The organism is Gilliamella sp. A7 (genome assembly GCF_002142015.1).
GTDB classification, from domain to species: domain Bacteria; phylum Pseudomonadota; class Gammaproteobacteria; order Enterobacterales; family Orbaceae; genus Gilliamella; species Gilliamella apis_A.
The window spans coordinates 31,182-50,138 of the sequence record NZ_NASN01000016.1 but is presented as its reverse complement, the minus strand read 5'-3'; the positions used below and the strand labels follow the sequence as shown (position 1 = coordinate 50,138).

At 34.3% G+C, this 18,957-nt stretch carries 19 protein-coding genes; 9 read left to right on the top strand and 10 right to left on the bottom strand.

The features are described 5' to 3' along the window. Positions 1-126 precede the first annotated feature (126 nt). Genes B6D18_RS06110 through fliF form a run of 6 tightly spaced genes read right to left on the bottom strand, consistent with a single transcriptional unit; the run spans position 127 to position 6,607 of the window. Complete coding sequence (locus B6D18_RS06110; protein ID WP_086363631.1) at positions 127-1,302, bottom strand: flagellar hook-length control protein FliK; 1,176 nt, start codon at positions 1,300-1,302, stop codon at positions 127-129. Further along, a complete protein-coding gene (gene fliJ, locus B6D18_RS06105; RefSeq protein ID WP_034900944.1) occupies positions 1,292-1,756 on the bottom strand; it encodes a flagellar export protein FliJ in 465 nt (154 codons plus the stop codon). Before fliJ ends, B6D18_RS06110 begins: the two co-directional genes overlap by 11 nt. A 17-nt stretch (positions 1,757-1,773) precedes the next feature. After that, on the bottom strand, positions 1,774-3,117 hold the full coding sequence (gene fliI, locus B6D18_RS06100; RefSeq protein ID WP_254048623.1) for a flagellar protein export ATPase FliI: 1,344 nt from the start codon (positions 3,115-3,117) through the stop codon (positions 1,774-1,776). A 22-nt stretch (positions 3,118-3,139) separates the two neighbouring features. Then, positions 3,140-3,916, bottom strand: coding sequence for a flagellar assembly protein FliH (locus B6D18_RS06095; RefSeq protein WP_158092530.1), 777 nt, complete (start codon positions 3,914-3,916; stop codon positions 3,140-3,142). Then, positions 3,909-4,907: a flagellar motor switch protein FliG gene (gene fliG / locus B6D18_RS06090; RefSeq protein WP_086363628.1), complete on the bottom strand. Its 999-nt coding sequence runs from the start codon at positions 4,905-4,907 to the stop codon at positions 3,909-3,911. Before fliG ends, B6D18_RS06095 begins: the two co-directional genes overlap by 8 nt. Beyond that, positions 4,907-6,607: a flagellar basal-body MS-ring/collar protein FliF gene (fliF, locus tag B6D18_RS06085; RefSeq protein ID WP_086363627.1), complete on the bottom strand. Its 1,701-nt coding sequence runs from the start codon at positions 6,605-6,607 to the stop codon at positions 4,907-4,909. Before fliF ends, fliG begins: the two co-directional genes overlap by 1 nt. 175 nt (positions 6,608-6,782) lie before the next feature. Here fliF and fliE point away from each other — a divergent pair, with 175 nt between their 5' ends. Further along, complete coding sequence (gene fliE / locus B6D18_RS06080) at positions 6,783-7,085, top strand: flagellar hook-basal body complex protein FliE (RefSeq protein ID WP_034900954.1); 303 nt, start codon at positions 6,783-6,785, stop codon at positions 7,083-7,085. Positions 7,086-7,422: 337 nt separating this feature from the next. Here the strand turns inward: fliE and fliT are convergent, their stop codons facing one another. Genes fliT through fliD form a run of 3 tightly spaced genes read right to left on the bottom strand, consistent with a single transcriptional unit; the run spans position 7,423 to position 9,608 of the window. Further along, a complete protein-coding gene (gene fliT / locus B6D18_RS06075) occupies positions 7,423-7,770 on the bottom strand; it encodes a flagellar protein FliT (RefSeq protein WP_158092529.1) in 348 nt (115 codons plus the stop codon). A gap of 17 nt (positions 7,771-7,787) precedes the next feature. Next, positions 7,788-8,165 carry a flagellar export chaperone FliS gene (fliS, locus tag B6D18_RS06070; protein WP_086360376.1) on the bottom strand — a complete coding sequence of 126 codons (378 nt, stop codon included), beginning with the start codon at positions 8,163-8,165 and terminating at the stop codon, positions 7,788-7,790. Positions 8,166-8,174: 9 nt separating this feature from the next. After that, on the bottom strand, positions 8,175-9,608 hold the full coding sequence (gene fliD, locus B6D18_RS06065) for a flagellar filament capping protein FliD (protein WP_086363625.1): 1,434 nt from the start codon (positions 9,606-9,608) through the stop codon (positions 8,175-8,177). A 568-nt stretch (positions 9,609-10,176) separates the two neighbouring features. Between fliD and B6D18_RS06060 the strand changes: the two genes are divergently transcribed. The 8 genes from B6D18_RS06060 (at position 10,177) to flgL (ending at position 17,627) form a co-directional block, all read left to right on the top strand. Further along, positions 10,177-10,989, top strand: a complete 813-nt coding sequence (locus B6D18_RS06060) for a flagellin (RefSeq protein ID WP_086363624.1) — start codon at positions 10,177-10,179, stop codon at positions 10,987-10,989. A gap of 186 nt (positions 10,990-11,175) precedes the next feature. After that, positions 11,176-11,892: an RNA polymerase sigma factor FliA gene (locus B6D18_RS06055; protein ID WP_086363623.1), complete on the top strand. Its 717-nt coding sequence runs from the start codon at positions 11,176-11,178 to the stop codon at positions 11,890-11,892. A 192-nt stretch (positions 11,893-12,084) separates the two neighbouring features. Then, complete coding sequence (gene flhD / locus B6D18_RS06050) at positions 12,085-12,405, top strand: flagellar transcriptional regulator FlhD (RefSeq protein ID WP_086363633.1); 321 nt, start codon at positions 12,085-12,087, stop codon at positions 12,403-12,405. Between the two features lie 13 nt (positions 12,406-12,418). Next, positions 12,419-13,024 (top strand): flagellar transcriptional regulator FlhC, encoded by a 606-nt coding sequence (gene flhC, locus B6D18_RS06045; protein ID WP_086363622.1) that lies wholly within the window; start codon positions 12,419-12,421, stop codon positions 13,022-13,024. Between the two features lie 58 nt (positions 13,025-13,082). Next, positions 13,083-13,970 (top strand): flagellar motor stator protein MotA, encoded by an 888-nt coding sequence (gene motA / locus B6D18_RS06040; protein ID WP_086363621.1) that lies wholly within the window; start codon positions 13,083-13,085, stop codon positions 13,968-13,970. After that, positions 13,970-14,866 carry a flagellar motor protein MotB gene (gene motB / locus B6D18_RS06035; protein ID WP_086363620.1) on the top strand — a complete coding sequence of 299 codons (897 nt, stop codon included), beginning with the start codon at positions 13,970-13,972 and terminating at the stop codon, positions 14,864-14,866. Before motA ends, motB begins: the two co-directional genes overlap by 1 nt. Before the next feature lie 163 nt (positions 14,867-15,029). Then, a complete protein-coding gene (flgK, locus tag B6D18_RS06030) occupies positions 15,030-16,673 on the top strand; it encodes a flagellar hook-associated protein FlgK (RefSeq protein ID WP_086363619.1) in 1,644 nt (547 codons plus the stop codon). 15 nt (positions 16,674-16,688) lie between these two features. Further along, positions 16,689-17,627, top strand: coding sequence for a flagellar hook-associated protein FlgL (gene flgL, locus B6D18_RS06025; protein ID WP_086363618.1), 939 nt, complete (start codon positions 16,689-16,691; stop codon positions 17,625-17,627). Between the two features lie 291 nt (positions 17,628-17,918). Here flgL and flgJ read toward each other — a convergent pair whose 3' ends face one another. After that, positions 17,919-18,944 (bottom strand): flagellar assembly peptidoglycan hydrolase FlgJ, encoded by a 1,026-nt coding sequence (gene flgJ / locus B6D18_RS06020; RefSeq protein ID WP_086363617.1) that lies wholly within the window; start codon positions 18,942-18,944, stop codon positions 17,919-17,921. Between the last annotated feature and the right edge of the window lie 13 nt (positions 18,945-18,957).

The following is an 18,957-nucleotide window of genomic DNA, read 5'->3' as shown; positions in this document are numbered from 1 at the left end:
AAGTAATCGGAAGAATAGGCAATAAAAATATTATCTATTCAACCTTTTTAATATTAAGTTATCAACGTGAAATACTGTTATAAGCACGTTTATAAACATTTTTATAAATATAGTCATAACTATTATTCAGGCAAAAATACTTAATCCTGATTGAACAACCTCAACATGATGATCAATTTTTTGTTGAATTGGATTGATATCATCCAATAGTTGCTCTGTTTCAAATTGTTGTGGTTGTTGATAAGAAGATGACTGTTTAGAATCATTCATCATTGAAAAATCACTGATGTTAGTGTGTTGTAAAGTGATACCTTGTTGTTCCAATGAAGTTCTTAACATGGGGAGTGCTGATTCTAACACCCCCTTAACCATATTATGCGCAACTGCCATGTGCAGATCGATTTTGTCATCAATCATGGCTAATTTAATATGTAATGAGCCTAGTTCTTGTGGATTTAATTTTATTTCGGCATTTTGAATACCTTGTCGACTGATCAAACAAATTTGTTCATTTAAAGATGCTTGCCACTTACTAATATCCATTGGCATCGGTAAATTTAAGTTCAATGTGGTTGAGTTTGTTACAGAGGTTGCTGGGTTAAATAACGATGATTGGCCATTTAGCGCTGTTGATAAAGCCATTTCTGATGGTGTATTAGCCAAATTAGTAGTAAACAATTTATCTGTCAGAGTTGACGTTAAATCAGTATGATGATCATTGCTATGATTATTTACCAGCGTATCTGTTGGTTGTGTCTGATTAATGATCAAATGTGTATTTTTGGTCGTTTGTGGTTGATTATTTTCCCAAGCCAATAAATGACTAGGGTTTGGTTTATTGGTTTTGTTGATTAATTGCACACTGTGATTAATTGAGGCAATAATCTCGGCAGCTTTTTCATCAATATTGATGAGCTGTTTGATATCATCAACACATTGTATATCCAGCTTTGAGTCAATCATGGTTGGATTAGCTTCTAATAATGGTTTAGTTTCATATATTGGTTGATTTTGCGGTTGAGTATCTGATTGTCTATTTTGCTGTATATCCTCTTGCTGATTGAGTGGCATAGAAAATAGTATGAACAACTCTTGACTATCGATTCGTTCTTTCTGTTCTAACTCATTGTCTTTTAAGCTTGTAGCATTAACCTGATTATTATCACTTCGCCATTGCTGTTTTTCGGTAAGTTGTAATAATTTTTGGAAAAAATCATCATCAAGAATAGATAACTTGTTGTCGTTTAACTCAAATTGTTGAGATGAGATTAATGGAATATCGCTAAACTGATTAATATTCATTCAATGTTCTCCTTGCTATCTGCTGTTGAGCAAATTCATCGGTTAATTTTTGTTGTAAACGACTCTGTTGTAGTAACAGTTTTTTATGTTGTTTATCTAATAATGTAGTATAAGTATTTAGGCTTTTTTGTGATTGATTAAGCTCATTGGTGATCTGCTTTTGTTTTATATCTAAAGTTAATAGTAGTTTTTTTTGTTGCGCTATACCTTGTTCAATCGCTGTAATAAAAGCATTAAAATTATTTAATTCCGATCCTTTAATGCCACTGGATAAAGCATTATTTAGCCGTTGTTGGTACTCGTGATAATAATCATTTAATACATTTAGTTGTGATTGTGCATTACGTTTATTTTCGTGTGCATGTTTTAATTTAATCAATTTGTCATCAACTGCTTTTTCAGCGAGCTTTTTTAACGTTATAAATGCAAATTTACCATGATGTTGATTGGCCATAATTCTTTCCTAATTTATCAGCGAGCTGTAACAATATTGATTAATTGTTGATAAGCGTCTTGATAACTACAATACTCATTGATTCCTTGTTGTAAAAATTGCTGCATAGCTGGAAAAAGTGAGATAGCTTTATCTAATAATGGATCGGTTCCAGCAACGTAAGCACCAACATTAATCAAGTCCCGATTGCGCTGGAAACTTGAAAATAATTGTTTAAATAACCGTGATTTTTTTTCATCTTCTGGCGGGGTAAGATCGGTCATTACACGACTGATTGACGCTTCGATATCAATGGCTGGATAATGCCCCGATTCAGCTAGTGAACGTGATAACACTATATGACCATCAAGAATTGCCCTTGCTGAATCCGCAATAGGATCTTGTTGGTCGTCACCTTCGGTTAATACAGTATAAAAAGCAGTAATTGCCCCTTTTCCTTTGGCATCATTACCTGCTCTTTCAACTAATGCTGGCAATTTTGCAAATACTGATGGTGGATAACCTTTGGTTGCCGGCGGTTCACCGATGGCTAAGGCTATTTCCCGTTGTGCCATGGCATAACGGGTTAGTGAATCCATGATCAGTAATACATTAAACCCTTGATCACGAAAATTTTCGGCAATTTTTGTGGCATAAGCTGCACCTTGTAGACGTAATAATGGCGATACATCGGCTGGTGCCGCGACAACTACTGAACGCGCTAAGCCTTCTTCACCAAGGATATTTTCGATAAAATCTTTTACTTCCCTGCCTCGTTCGCCAATCAGACCAACCACAATAATATCAGCTTTGGTATACCTAGCCATCATACCAAGTAGGACACTTTTACCAACACCAGAACCAGCAAAAAGCCCCATTCGTTGACCTTGGCCAACGGTTAATAATGCATTGATAGCACGAATACCGACATCTAATACTTGATGAATAGGCGTGCGAGCCAGAGGGTTTAGTGATTTATTGATTAATCCTTCATATTCAATATTTTCTGGTAAAGGTTTGCCATCCAATGGTTTGCCCATTGCATCAACTATTCGTCCTAATAAGCCCGTACCAATAGGTAAAACTTTATGGCTAAAATGAGTTAAATCATATTGTGAGGTATATACTCTGGCATCAAGTAATATGCCATCGGTTGATTCAAATGGCATCAGATATAAGGTTTTACCATTAAAACCAATAACTTCACACTCAACAGCTTGTACTTTTCCATCTAATTGCCGTTCGACAAAGCAGTTAGAACCTAAAGGTAATTTTAAACCCACGGCCTCTAAAACTAAGCCCGAAGCTTTAACTAAGCGACCATATTGACGGATTAACGATATTGACTGTAATTTTTGTTGCGCACAATCAATTTTAGTCATCCATTGCCTACAAAAGTCCACCTTAATGTTCAACTCCATGTACATTATCTGAGATGATTTGCCAATGATGGGTTACACTGGCGTCGATCTCATTGGTTTGGGTAAATATTTTGCAACCCCCTAATTCGATATTGGCATCGGCTATAAACTGCCATTGCTGTGGTTGCAACTCATTATTCAGTTGTGGTTCAAGCCATAACAAGTCTGTTGGATTAATTCGTACTACAATTGGTGGGTTAACAATTGTATTTTGTTCAATTAATGATTTTATAATATGTAATAATTGTTTTTGTTTTACTTTTGATAATGAACCAACTGTTTTTTCGGCAGCAAGTAAAGCTAAGTCAAATAGCTTTGGTACAATTCTCTCATCAATTTGGCTAATCGATTGTTGAAAGCTGATTGCTAAATTTTTGATGGCATTTATGCTAGTTAATTTTTCTGCCGTTAACTGTTGTTCTATTGTGTCCAGCCCTTCTTGGTGACCGAGAGTGAATCCTTGCTCATAGCCAGTCTGTTTGCCAATATTGAAACCTTCTTCTTTACCTAAATTAAAGCCTTCTTGGTATGCTTCATCTCTTGCTTGTTGTTTAATATTTTCGAGTTCTAGCAATATTGTCGGGCTATTAATATCAAAAGAGTCTTCATCTTGATCATCGTGGCTATCTGGCTCTAATGGTGGCGCAAATTCTTCCAACTCTTCTGGCTGTTGCTGGCTGGTTAATGGTGATAATTCGCTAAGTGCCAAATCTTGGAAATGCAATGGTTTCCAACTTACACTATTAGTATGATTATACATATTCATCATCACCACTTGTTAAGATCATCTCACCAGTTTCTGCTAAGCGCCGTGCAATAACCAAAATTTTCTTCTGTTCGGTTTCGACTTGCGACAAGCGAACTGGTGGTCTGTTTTCTAAATCTTCTCGTAATATTGAGGCAGCGCGTTGTGACATATTTGCTAATAGCTTGTCGCGTAGCGTTTCTGTTGCCCCTTTCATGGCGATGATTAAGGTTTCATTATCCACCTCTTTGAGTAGACGTTGGATACTTCTATCATCGACATCAACCAGATTTTCAAATAAGAACATTTCATCAATGATTTTTTGAGCAAGTTCATTGTCATAATCACGTAATGCATTGATAACCAATTCTTCTTGTTGTGATTTCATCAGATTGATAATTTCTGCTGCGGTGCGGATGCCACCCATGTTATTAAGTTTAATATTTTGTCCATGTAATAAGGTTGATAATGATGTCGATAACACTTCTAATGCTGATGGTTCTACACCACCGAAAGTTGCAATACGTAGCATGACGTCATTACGTAATTGGTCATCAAATAAATTTAAAATCTCAGCAGCCAAATCGCGATTTAAGTGAACTAAAATGGTGGCGATAATTTGTGGATGTTCTTTTTTAACTAAATCAACCGCACGTGCAGCACCGACAAAGTTAAGCATTTTTAAACCATCAGTGGTATCTTCGATATCGGTATCTAATAGTTCATCAAGTAAGCGGTTAGCTTTATCACTACCAATTGATTTTTCTAGAACTTTTCTTAAATAGCCATTGGTATCCGTATTTAATACTGCACAATCATCAAGAGTATTTTGACACTCATTAAGAATATTTTTCAGTTGTTCTTGAGTTAATTGTGGTAATCCCATCATGGCACTGCTAATTTTTTGTACCTCTTTATGGTTTAAAAATTGCATTACTTTGGCTGCTAATTCTTCACCTAAAATCATTAAAATTGTCGCCGCTTTTTGCGCTTCAGTTAAATTCATTACTCGGTGTCCTTATTGTTCATCCAACCACGTATAATCAGAGCCAATACACGTGGATCTTTCTCGACAATTTTGCGGATGTATTGCTGTTGTTGCATATTATCTTCAAAAATTTTCTGTTGCAGTTTACTGTGCGCTTTGTAATCAAGCTTATCCTCACTAGCCATTGTGCCATCAGATGAACTGTTATCAGTATTAAGATATTGTCTTTGAATTTTAATCCATATCGAGCGTAATACTTTGCGCCATACAAACCAGATTATTAAAATGTAAATCAGATATTTAATCGCGACTTTCAGCATGTCGAAAACTTCATGTTTTTGTAAAAAGAGCATGGTGGCATTTTCATCTTCAATTTGATCGGTAAATTTTAAATTAGCCACTGTTAATGAATCACCACGCAAGTCAGAAAACCCCATTGCTTGACGGGCAAGCGCTTCAATATGGGTGAGTTCCTCTTGATCTAGTTTTACCCATTTTTCAACGGCTTCCTGTTCTGAATTTTCTTCATTTGCCGATGTGATTTCATCGGCTGAAATAAATTTATAATTAACTAAAACAGCGACAGATAAACGCTTGATACGACCTTCAGGGATTTTGCTGTGAATAACTTGACGATTAACTTCAAAGTTCAATGTTTTATTTGACTGTAAATGATACATTTTTTGTTTATCGTCTTTATCTTTGGTATCGCTCTCACCATCAATTGGTGCACTAGGCGTTGGTACCGGTTGATTAGATAAAGCGCCCGGCACACCACCGATAATGTTGCTTGATGCTAATTGGCTATTTTCAATTTGTTGCTTACTGCGAATAGTTTGGTTGCTGGCATCACTATTGGGATCATAAATTTCCGATGTTGACTCTTGCCGACTAAAATCGATATCAGCATTCACTTGTACCTTAACATTTTGTTGTCCCAAAATAGGGATAATAATTTTTTCTACTCGTTCTCGTACTAGATTTTCGATGCGTTCACTATATTCTAATTGGGCAATATTAACGTTACTGTCACGGTATCTTTCACCGGTTAATAAATTGCCTTTTTGATCAATAATCGTCACCTTATCTGCTTGTAATTCTGGAACACTACTCGAAATTAAATGAATGATGGCATCGATTTGACCTTGAGATAAAGCTCGACCTGGTAATAAAGTTAATGCAACAGATGCCGAAGGGAATTTTCTTTCTCGAACAAATAAAGAGGGTTTAGGCATCGCTAAATGCACTCTGGCATCATCTACACTACTAATAATGGCAATGGTTCTCGATAGTTCGCCTTCTAACGCCCGTTGATAGTTGATTTGTTCATTAAACTGACTCATGCCAAAACTTTCTTTGTCGAGTAGTTCAAAACCAATTGCGCCACCTTTAGGCAAACCCTGCTGGGCTATTCGTAAACGAGTATGATAAATTTGATTTTGGGGAATTAAGATAGTTGTGCCAGAGGATGAAAATTTGTAGGGAATATTTAACTTATCAAGTTGGCTAATGATTTCACCGCCATCCTTATCATTCAAATTACTAAATAATACGCCATAATTATCGTCTTTAAGCCATAAGTAAGTAATACTACTAATTGCTATTACAATTACTCCTACAATAAGGAGTAGCATTTTACGATTTATTTTTAATTGATTAATAAAAGGTAACTTACTCAATATTGATTCGCCTTTGTTACCAACTGCCTGGCTATCCATATGTATCCTAACACTAAACTGACTAGATTAATTCTAGGGTTTATTATCTGTGTATTTAAAAAAATCAATAGCTAAAAAAGCATATGCTTTACCCTTTAGTTATCGCTTTTAGATTGTTATCTTTATGATAATTTACGTTATAACTTGATTAAGACGAATAACCGTGACCTTTATTATGAATAGTATTGATGCCTTCAATAGTACAACATTAACCCAACTTGATTTTTCACATAAGCAATCTATTAATCATAGTGAACAAAATTTTATGGCTGAATTAAAAATGGCATTAGATAAAATCAGTCAAACACAAATAGACGCTAGCCAGCAAGCTAAAGCATTTGAGATGGGTGAAGCCAATATCGCATTAAATGAGGTGATGGTTAGCATGCAAAAGTCTTCAGTTTCTTTACAATTTGGTATTCAAGTTCGCAATAAATTAGTCGCAGCATATCAAGAAATCATGAATATGAACGTTTAAACCATTATCGGATGGTTACTTATCGACTAGATGATATATTTTGGTTTTAAAAATAGTATTAATTAATCACCAATTTTTATCCTAAATTGGCCTAACCTCACCACTACTGTTGTTACAACGACTATCGAGATACTCTTTATAAGATTATTTTTGAAGTTAAAAATGCTTTAGTTATTGCAAAATGAGTTAGTTACCAGTACAAGCAAAGTGTTTACATTAACGATGTAAAATTAATCAAAAAAGTTTGCGGAGTGAGGTTTTTGGCAGATAAAGATAGCTAAAAAACCCCGTTCCTCAATTATTTTTATTCTATTTTTTTGACTACTCTGTGAAAAATCTAAATTAAATTGGCGATTGTTTGGTAGCTATCTATTTTTGCTTGATAATCAACCTGCTCACCAATTAATTGGCTTAATTCATTATGTCGCAGATGGATTAATTGCTTTAATTGCTCATGATAACTAAGAATATTATTGATATACATTTGAATAATATTTTGTTGTGATAATGGTATATTATCAATAGTAGTTAACCCATTTTTGAGTTGAATATCACGTGCTAACTGCTGATACTGAGTTTGCCAACTAATTAATAATTCCCAATTTTCTTGTTGTGCATTAATTAGCATTTGCTCAACAACATAATTAAGTTGCTCGTATTGTTCTAGTACTAGACTCGTATTCAATGTTGCTACATCCATAACTATGCTATCTCTCGCCAAGCTTGGGCAATATTATTAAGCAGATCAAAACAAGTTTGCAGTATTTGCGTATCATTATGTAGATTAGCGAAAACCAGTTGCTGACTGATGTATTGATATAATTGATCTAAATTTTCAGCAATTTCACCGCCTTGCTCTAAATCAAGGCAACTTTTAAGCCCATTATCAATGATATTAATAGCTTTAGAAATGGCTTTTCCTTTACCAGCAATATTACCTTTTTGTATATATAACTCAGCTAAGCGAATAGCATTTAATGCGCCATCAAATAACAAAACAATAAGCTGATGAGGTGAAGCCTGACTAACGCTGGTTTCTAAATTAACTTGTTTATAAGCTTGAGATCCCATTTTATACATTGTTATGCCTTATTTTTTCAAATTCGCCATCATTTCAAATTGGGTGGTAAGGTAATTACTCATACCATTTAATTCATTGATTAAGATATCTAGTTTTGTGAATTGTACCCGATAACGCTCGATAGTTTGGTCAATAGAGTTATTAACTTGGTCATAGCGTTTATCTAATGATTTTAAGGTAGAATTTAAACCGTTAGTTGCCGTATCAATCATGCCGTCGCTATCAATAAAGCTACTTACTTTGGCAAAGACTTCGTTGGCAATGCCAGTTGTTTCACCATCACCAGTAAATAAAATGGCGACTGCGTCACTGTTTTCTTTAAGGGCTTTTTCTAATTCGTTTTCTTTAATCACTAGCTTGCCATTACTATCCATATTGATACCAATTTGTGCTAGTACCGATAATTCTCCTGTTTGACCTTTAGAAAATATAGAGCGAATACTTTGATCAATATTACGTAGTGTTGAATCACCAATCAGTGGGCCATTACTATTATTTAATTCATCTGAATTGGCATCACCAGCGGTAAATTGCGTTAAGCTTGATATGGTTGATTGTAATTGATTAAAGGCATCAACCCACTCTTTAAGGGCTTCTTGAGCTTTGTCATTGTCAGCACTGATGGTTAAATTTTGCGCTGTTGTAGTGACTGCTTTTAATGTGATATCGACACCAGGAATAACCTCTTTGACGGTATTTGATGAACTATTAATCGTTATACCATTAAAGCTAAATTTAGCATCTTGCGCTTTAGCTACTTCACTCATAGCTGATGAATCAGCTTGATTAGCATTAAAGCCAATTAGTGAATTAAGCTTATCATCATCGGATGATATAGAGGTAATGGCTTGTTGTTCACCAGTTTCTTTCGATGTGATAACCAGTTGATAGCTATCAGTTCCAGAACGGACAATAGTTGCATTTACCGTTGTGTCACTGGTTGAACCATCTTCATTAATCACCTTAGCTTGATTGATTGCATTGGCAATCGATTCGAGCGATGTATCATCTTTGCCTAACGTGATATTTAATTTTTGGCCATTAGCTTGTTCTATTGTGAGGGTACGGGTTTCATTATCATTACCTAACGTTGATGTTTTATCATTTATAGCATTCGTGGCAACACTATGCGCAGTGGCAAGTTGTTCGACGCTAACCGCATAATTACCTAATTGGGCCTTGCTATTTACATTAGTGGTAAAATAGTTGTCATTACCAGATGCAAAACGCGCTTGAAACAGCTCTTTTTTTTGCAGTTTTGCTGTTGCGCTGTTGAATGTTGATAATGCACTTTTTAATTTACCAAAACCGCTTATTTTATTATTAACTGCTTTTTGTTGGGCTTTTATCGGTGTAAGACGATTTTTCTCAACGGCTTCTAATTGATCTAATACTTCATTTAAATCAATACCAGAACCAATTCCTAATATACTCATTGCCATGATTGATTATCCTAATATAAATTCTTTCATCCCTTGTTTTATCGACCAATACCGTAAAAAGTTTAGCTGTTTTTAGTTTTTTATCTTTACTAATAAATAAGTCGGTTTTGGCAATGAGAATATTGATAATCAGTTTTATCTATTAAAAAATGAGTTAGTTATCTCAATCAATAGTGTTGTTAGCTGTCCTTTATGTTGCCTAACATTAAAATTGTGTAGTGAAACTTCCAATATTATTACTATTGATTGATATAGAAAATATATTGCCATGAATTAAATTGGGACAAGCTTAAGCTTTGTTGCCACAAATTTTTATTAAAGAAGGCTATCAACCAGTCGATTCGGCGATACATAACATCGATTACTACACATATAAATATCTATAATGTCCTTTAATCATGTCCATCAAACGACTTAGTTATTCCGCTTTATTTAACCTCAGCAAATAAAAATTCAAAAAAATATTAAAGTTTCCTTTTTTAATACCGATAACTAAACCATCAGCATATATATTGAATTATTTTTCAATATCTCGTTGATCTAACTAATCAAATTAAAGGAGATAAAAATGGCACAAGTAATTAATACTAATACTATGTCTTTAATGGCAAGAAACAACCTTAATCATTCTCAAAGCGTGCTTGGAACTGCAATTGAGCGTCTATCATCTGGTATGCGTATCAACAGTGCTAAAGACGATGCGGCTGGTCAGGCAATCGCTAACCGTTTTTCTTCTAGCATTCGTGGTTTAACTCAAGCTGCACGTAATGCCAATGACGGTATTTCAATTGCTCAAACTACTGAAGGTGCATTAAACGAAATCAATAATAACGTACAACGTATACGTGAATTAACTGTTCAAGCAGCAAACGGTACTAACTCTGAAAGCGATCTTGTATCAATTCAAAATGAAATCGATCAACGTTTACAAGAGATCGACCGTGTATCAGCACAAACTGACTTTAATGGTACTAAAGTATTATCAGAAGATAAAACACTTAACATTCAAGTTGGTGCAAATGATGGTGAAATCATTGCTATCAATTTAAAACAAATTGACAGCGATAAATTAGGTTTATCTGGTTTTAATGTATCTGATGCGCCAACCGCAGATCCATTAAAAACAATCGATGAAGCATTATCAAAAATTGATGAATTACGTGGTGAGCTTGGTGCGGTACAAAATCGTTTTGAATCAACCGTAACTAACATTAACAATACTGTAAATAACTTAAGTTCAGCACGTAGCCGTATTGAAGATGCAGATTATGCTGAAGAAGTATCTAATATGACTCGTGGTCAAATCTTACAACAAGCAGGTACTTCAGTATTAGCACAAGCTAACCAAGTACCACAATCAGTATTGTCTTTATTACAATAAAACAATACAAGTACATAACTAGAATTACGGTCACTCTAATTTTGTACGATAACAATAGTGGTATTTTTTAATACCACTATTGTTAATAATGTTAATTACCTATTTTTTAATATCTTATTCTTGCCATTAACTCAATCAATTATCGTCATAATAATCATTAGCATTTTTTTACATTGGTTCAGAAAAATGAGTGATAGTCTGTATAACTCTCAAGGTGTAGTGAATCAAATCGATTGGCAACAATATCTATATTTAGTTCGTAATGAAGCGTTGAAATTAGCTGTTCGATTGCCAACCACGATCGAACTTGATGATTTACTGCAAGTTGGTTATATAGGTTTATTAGAGTCTATTAAACGCTATGATGCATCTCAAGGTTATACTTTTACTACCTTTGCTACTCCGAGAATAAAAGGGGCTATGCTAGATGAATTGCGTAGTCGAGATTGGTTGCCGCGGCAAACACGGAAAAAAATTAAAGATGTCACTAATGCTATTAATCAATTAGAACAAAAATTAGGCATACCTCCCAATGATCAGCAAATAGCTGCTCATCTGCAATTATCTCTTACTGAATATCACAAAGTATTATTAGATTCAAATTATAGCCAAATCTGTTCTTATGATGAGATTCACAAAAAACTCGGCGATAATTTAGATGCGTTAATTGAGCCTGACGCCGATAACAATCCTTTTGCTTCCATTATTAATGATGAAACTCGTAATATTATTGTTCAACAAATTGGTAACTTACCAGAAAAAGAAAAAATGGTTCTAGCTCTCTATTATCAAGAAGAATTGAATTTAAAAGAGATTGGAAAAGTGTTGGATATTAGCGAATCTCGTGTAAGTCAATTACATAGCCAAGCAATTAAACGAATACAGAGTAAAATTGTTTTATAAAAAAAAGAATTAAAACAGTAAAACATGGAAAAATAAATTGAAAATAAATTGAAATGATTTTTTTATTGACCTTTCGAGTTTAAAAATGTAACTTTAAGTTTAAAAAAAGTGGTGTTAGTTGTGTTTTGTTAATTTTGCGTTTTTTTATGCGAGCGCAAACAGATATGGATTGTGGTGGTTAAATTGGGAAATATACAAGATGACGATATTTTGAAATGTATTCATCATTTAAATCTTTCAACGCTTTTATTAAGTCAAAAGATGATTGAAAAAGATAAAGTGATGGCGATGTATCGATTAGGAATTGATGAAAAAACAGCTGATGTCTTGAGTAATTTAAGTGCTTCTCAAATGTTGGTTCTATCTGAAACCAATCAATTAACATTTCAATTTAGATTTAAAAATTCGGCAATGATGGAAAAATTAACTGAAGAGTCTCGCGTTAGTGATATAAAGCAGATGCATACAGGGATCCTTCTATCAAGCTTACTTTTAGATTCAATTAATAAGTAGGTAGATGATAAAGATGAGTAGCACAAGCATTATTCAAAAGTATAAAGAAGTTCAATTAGCTATTCGATTAATTTCACTCGGCGCTAGAATCCAAATGTTAGAAAGTGAAACCAATTTAAGCCGTGGTAAATTAATTAAATTATATAAAGAAATTCAAGGATGCCCTCCTCCTAAAGGTTTACTTCCCTTTTCAACCACGTGGTTTATGACTTGGGAGCCCAATATTCATTCAAGTATGTTTTATAATGCCTACCACTTTTTAGTTAAACATGGTATTAAACCTGGTATTCAAGCCATTTTAAAAGCCTATCAACTCTATTTAGAGCAGTGTTCCTTTCCTCAAGATGAAGAGCCTATTTTAGGATTAACCCGAGCATGGATTTTAGTTAAATTTGTTGAAAGTAATGTCATGCAGCAGTCAAGTTGCAAGGAGTGCAAAGGGCGATTTATTACCCATGCTTATCAACCGCATAATAGCTTTGTGTGCAGTTTATGTCAGCCACCATCAAGAGCAGAAAAAAATAATAAAACACATAAAGAGAACCATGCCAAATGTTTACAAGTTTTATCAATACCAAATGCATTTAATTTAGTTACAGCAAATCAGGTAACAATTTAAGTAAATATTAAGCAGTAAAACAGAGTTAGTTATATTTTATGGAGATAAAGGAAAGCCAATGCTAATAATTATAGGATATATTGTGGTTATCGCTTCAGCCTTAGTCGGCTATGTGCTAAGTGGCGGGTATTTGGCGGTACTTTTTCAGCCATTAGAGTTTCTCATTATTGGTGGGACAGCTATTGGTGCTTTTATTGTAAGTAATGAAAAGAAAGTTATCAAAGCAACACTTAAATCGCTAGGTAATTTATTTAAAACCTCAAAATATAATAAAACACTTTATTTAACATTAATTAATTTAATGTACACCATATTAACTAAAGTGCGTCAAAGTGGTGGCTTATCGATTGAAGAAGATATTGATAATCCCAAAGAGAGTGAGTTATTTAAAAAATACCCACTTATTTTAGCCAATCCGCAAGTTTGTGATTTTATCACTGATTATTTACGTTTGATGATCAGTGGCAATATGGAAGTATATGAAATCGAAGCACTAATGAATGAGGAAATAGAAACCTATACTCATGAACTTGAAAAACCAGCTGATGCCATTGCTAGCGTCGGTGATGGTTTACCTGCTTTTGGTATTGTAGCGGCTGTTATGGGGGTAATTAACACCTTAGCACAAGCAGACCGACCAGCTAGCGAATTGGGTGAGCTTATTGCCCATGCTATGGTTGGTACCTTTTTAGGTATTTTACTTGCTTATGGTTTTGTATCGCCTTTAGCAGCCTTATTAAGGCAAAAAAATGCCGATACAGTAAAAATTTTAGAATGTACTAAAGTGATTCTTATTGCCAGTATGCATGATTATGCTCCGCAAATTTGTATTGAGTTTGGTCGCAAAACAATTTTTTCCCACGAACGGCCATCTTTCTTTGAATTAGAAAAATATATTCAAGAAGTGAAAGATAAAAATGCTAACACAAGAGAAAATAATGAATAATGAAAAAGAAGTCAGTAAGAATAGTTATTTCTAAAAAGAAATCCGGCCATGGCGGTGGCCATCATGGTGGATCATGGAAGATTGCTTATGCTGACTTTATGACGGCGATGATGGCGCTATTTCTCGTCATGTGGTTAATTGCTAAGTCCAGTCCACAGGAGTTACAAGGCATTGCTGAATACTTTAGAACACCATTGATATTAGGTCAAAATGGTGGCAAAAATATCAGTGATAGTGAAAGCCCGATACCGGGTGGTGGCGATGATATATCAAAAAACTTGGGTGAAGATAAAAATACCATATTGAATGATCATCCTGTTGAGTCTGATTTGAATCAAGATGAAAAAAAGCAATTAATTGATGCAGCGAGTAAAATATATGAAGTATTTGAACTTGATCCTCGACTACAAAAATTAGCCGCTAATCTTATTGTTGAACTAACTGAAATGGGACTAAGAATTCAGATTTTAGCCACCGATGATAAACCGATGTTTGATGTCGGTAGTGCGGTGATTCATTCTAATATGCAAGAAATTTTGTATGCTTTAGCGCCAATCATAAATTCGTTACCTAATAAAATGACGTTATCTGGTCATACTGATGAGCGTCAGTATATAACCGGTGATCGTGGTTATAGTAACTGGGAGTTATCCGCTGATAGAGCAAACTCATCAAGAAGAGAACTGATCGCTGGCGGATTAGATTCCAATAAAATTATTCGCATTATCGGTTTAGCCGATACAGTGGGATTAAATAAGCCAAATTACAGCAAAGATGCCAATCGCCGTATTAGTATTTTAATTTTGAACAAATCAGCGCAGCAATATATTGAAGATGAAAATACCATGACAGGCATCGATTTTTTAAAACAGGCCAAACAAATTAAATCAGAATAATATCAACATAAATAATCAGATTAAGCAGGTTAAAAAATTAAAATCAAAAAAAATCCATTTTTATCTAAAAATAATTAAAGTTTTTAAATTGTATGCCGATATAAATAATAACAATTTAGTTTAATAATTTTATTATTAACAGAGATTATATTTAGGAGCTTTTATGTCAAATTCATTGATGAATACCGGTATTAGTGGATTAAATACAGCACAAAATATGCTTAATGTGATTAGTAATAATATTAGTAATGCACATACAGTTGGTTATAACCGCCAGCAGCAAATTTTGCGTCAAGCAAACGGCACTAAATATAATTTTGGCTTTGTGGGTAATGGTGTTGCGGTATCATCAGTTAACCGCGCATATAACAGTTTTGTGGTTGGTCAATTACGCCAATCACAATCGCAAAACGGTTCGATAAAAGCCTATTACAATGAATTATCAAAAGTCGATAATTTACTAGCTGAAAACGAAAACAGTATTTCCTCACAATTAAATAATCTGTTTGCTAGCTTAAATAAGCTCTCTTCCAATGCAGGTGATGCAGCAACCAAACAGACAGTGATTAGTGATCTTACCTCTTTAGTTAGCCAGTTCAATAAAACGGAATTGAATTTAAAAAATCAGATTGCCAATATCAATACTGAACTGACAAATAACATAGATAAAGTTAATACTTATACCCAACAAATTGCCGATCTCAATCAAAAAATTGCCAAATTACAGGCTGTCAGTGGTGGTCATGAACCTAATTCTTTACTAGATGAACGAGATCAACTGGTAACTGAATTAAGCGAACTGATAGGTATAACTGTTACTGAACAAAATGGCCAATATAATATTTCGCTTAGCAATGGTTTAAGCTTAGTACAAGGCGCATCGACAAATCAGTTATCGGTGCAGCCTTCGGCCTCTGATCCTGCCTTAAATACGATTATTTACACCCATAATTCTGGTGCGACACAAGAACTGACAAGTCAAAATATCGCATCAGGCCGATTAAATGGATTATTAGCTTTCCGTGATGGACCACTCCTTGAAGCTCGCAATCAATTAGGGTTGCTGGCGTTAAATTTAGCTGAGCGCTTTAATGAAGTACATACGTCTGGCGTTGATGTTAATGGCGATCCTGGCGAAAAACTATTTGATTATCATAAACCGACTAGTATTGCTAATAACCAAAATCAAGGTAATGCTACCGTTAAAATGGATTATAACTCAGTAACTGAGGTCAAAGCTTCTGATTATAAAATAGAGTTCAATGGCAACGATTGGGTAGTAACCAGATTATCTGATAATCAACAAATTACCCCACAAGTTAGCGATGGTAAGTTAGTGTTTGATGGCTTATCGATTGAAATAACTGGCAATGCTGTTGCTGGTGATAGCTTTTTACTTAAGCCTGTTGCCGATGTAGCCTCATCATTACAGTTGCTGGTTAAAGATGTAAATAAACTCGCGACCGGTATTAACGATGATGAAAATGGTAGTGGTGATAATCGAAATGTGGCAAAACTACTTGATATACAAAATGAAAAACTAGTTAATGGGACTAAAACCTTAAATAGTGCTTATACATCATTAGTTAGTTATATAGGTAGTGAGACGCAGACAGCTAAAATTTCAGCGCAATCGAGTCAAAATATCACTCAACAAATTTATGAGCAGAATCAATCTATCTCTGGTGTGAATATCGAAGAAGAATATATTTCTATGCAAGTTTATATGCAATATTACCAAGCAAATGCCAAGGTTATTGATGCAGCAACGACAATATTTGATACCATTTTAGGTTTGGCCAAATAATAAAAGGATTTAAACATGCGACTTAGTACTCATTCAATGTATCAAAAAAATCTAAATAGTATTTTAAATACCAATACCAAGTGGCAAAAGTCAGGATTACATTTGGCAACCGGCAAGAAAATATTATCACCTTCAGATGATCCAATGGGTGCTTCACAAACATTAATTTTAAAGCAAGCTCAATCAAGAAATAACCAATTTCAGGCAGCACGAGATAGTGTTGATAAATCATTAAGTCGGCAAGATACAGTATTAAAAGAAGCAAATACTGTGATTCAATCAATCCAAGAAACTTTAGTTTATGCTGGTAATGAGACGTTAAATGATGAAAACAGACAAGATTTAGCTAATAAGCTACAAGGATTAAAAGATCAGTTAATTTCGTTAGCCAATGCTAAAGATACCAATGGTAATTATTTGTTTGCTGGTAATAAAAATGATACCCCCCCTTTTGTGGTCGATGAAAGCGGTAAAGTGAATTATGTCGGTGGTGCAACCACGATTAATGTTTTCATCGATGATACCCGTGAAGTATCGCTAAGTTTTACTGGTCAACAGATTTTTATGACAGGCGCCAATACAGAAGTAGAAAGTGATGTCTTTGCGAGTATCGATTATGCCATAGAAGCATTGCAAATTGGTTTAGATGATAATGATCCTGAAGCTATTGAACAGTTTCGATTAGGTTTATCTAAAGCCAGTCAAGGTGTTGATAACTCATTTGAAAACATCTCGACTGTTAGAGCTGCAGGCGGAAATGTATTGGCTGAAGTCGAAAGATTAACCGCACTGGGTAAAACCTTAGATATTGATTTTGAAACGCAAATTAGTCAAATTGAAGATGTTGATTGGTATGAAGCAATTTCAGATTATGTGATGCTACAAGCAAATTTACAAGCAGCTCAATATACATTTATGAACATGCAAAATATGTCATTATTTCAAATGAAATAATCTATTATTGATTTTCATACTTCCTAAACATGACTATTCATCTAACAAACAGGGGGTTACACCTCCTGATTATCAAATTTCTTACTATTATCATTTTATTGTCATACTGTTTTTTATATTGCTATGCTGATGACCAGCTATTTGCCAAAGGGTGAGAAACGTGATTATAGGTGATCTCGATATGTGCAACTAACGCATTATTAGTTATTTATTGACTATAGCGCAGAGTTTGGTCTACTTTTTGGCTGTGATAATAATGTAATTTATTTAACAGTTATATTTATTTAAGCACTATTTAAAGGCGATTTGTCTAAATCCAGATATTGATTTTTGCGGTGTATTTTTGGCAATTTGCTCGATCCGACCAATAATTTGGATCAGTTTCTCGCTATAGTTAGGATCAGTTGCATAGTGTGCGTCTTGTAGTGCTTTGGCTGCTGTTCTAGCATCGGGAGCATTAACCACGGCACGATAACGTGGGCTTTTGGTTAATAAATTAAGGTAATCAGTTAATGCATGTTGTTTACTGTTGTACACCCTAAATTCATCTTTAATTTTAACCATATTGTTATTTAGGAATTCTTGAGTAGTTAACCTAGTTGAATTACCTTGCCATGATGAGGTTGTTTTTATACCGAAATAGTTATAACTCGGCTTATTATCAGCCGTTTTTATCTGTTTTTTACCCCAACCGGTTTCTAAAGCTGCTTGAGCAATAATGACTTCATAAGGGATGCCAGATATTTTCGATGCCTGCTTTGCTGGCTCAAACCATTCGACGACAAATTGGCTAATATGGTCTTTATCAACTTTGTTGAGCGAAGTTGGCAAGGTTGATTCATTAACATTGGCTTTGGTTAAATTGTTGGCTTTATGCTGTTGATAAAGCATTTGCCCTAATGCTGCTGGCGATAAATTGGATGAATTATCACTAAATAAAGATTGTGCCAATCGCATATTAGTTTGATTATTATTCGCTTGAGCTTGTGAATGAATATTAAGCGTAGAATGTGGCTGATTAGTTAATTGTTTAACAATAACATTAGATAGCCCCAAACCTTTACCTGCCGCTTGTTGAGCAATTTGTTGATCAAACATAGAGGTAAATAATTGCATTGCTGATTGATTAAATAAACCGCCATTGGGTACCGCTTTGCGCATAGATTGCATCATCATATTTACAAATAGTGTTTCAAACTGATCGGCAACTTGTTTGATGCTGTCAGTTGATCCACTAACAGCATTACGTTTCAATTGATTAATGCTAGAAAAATCATAAGCAAAACGATTTATAGACTGATTTATTAGGTTTTTCATTTCAATAGTTCTG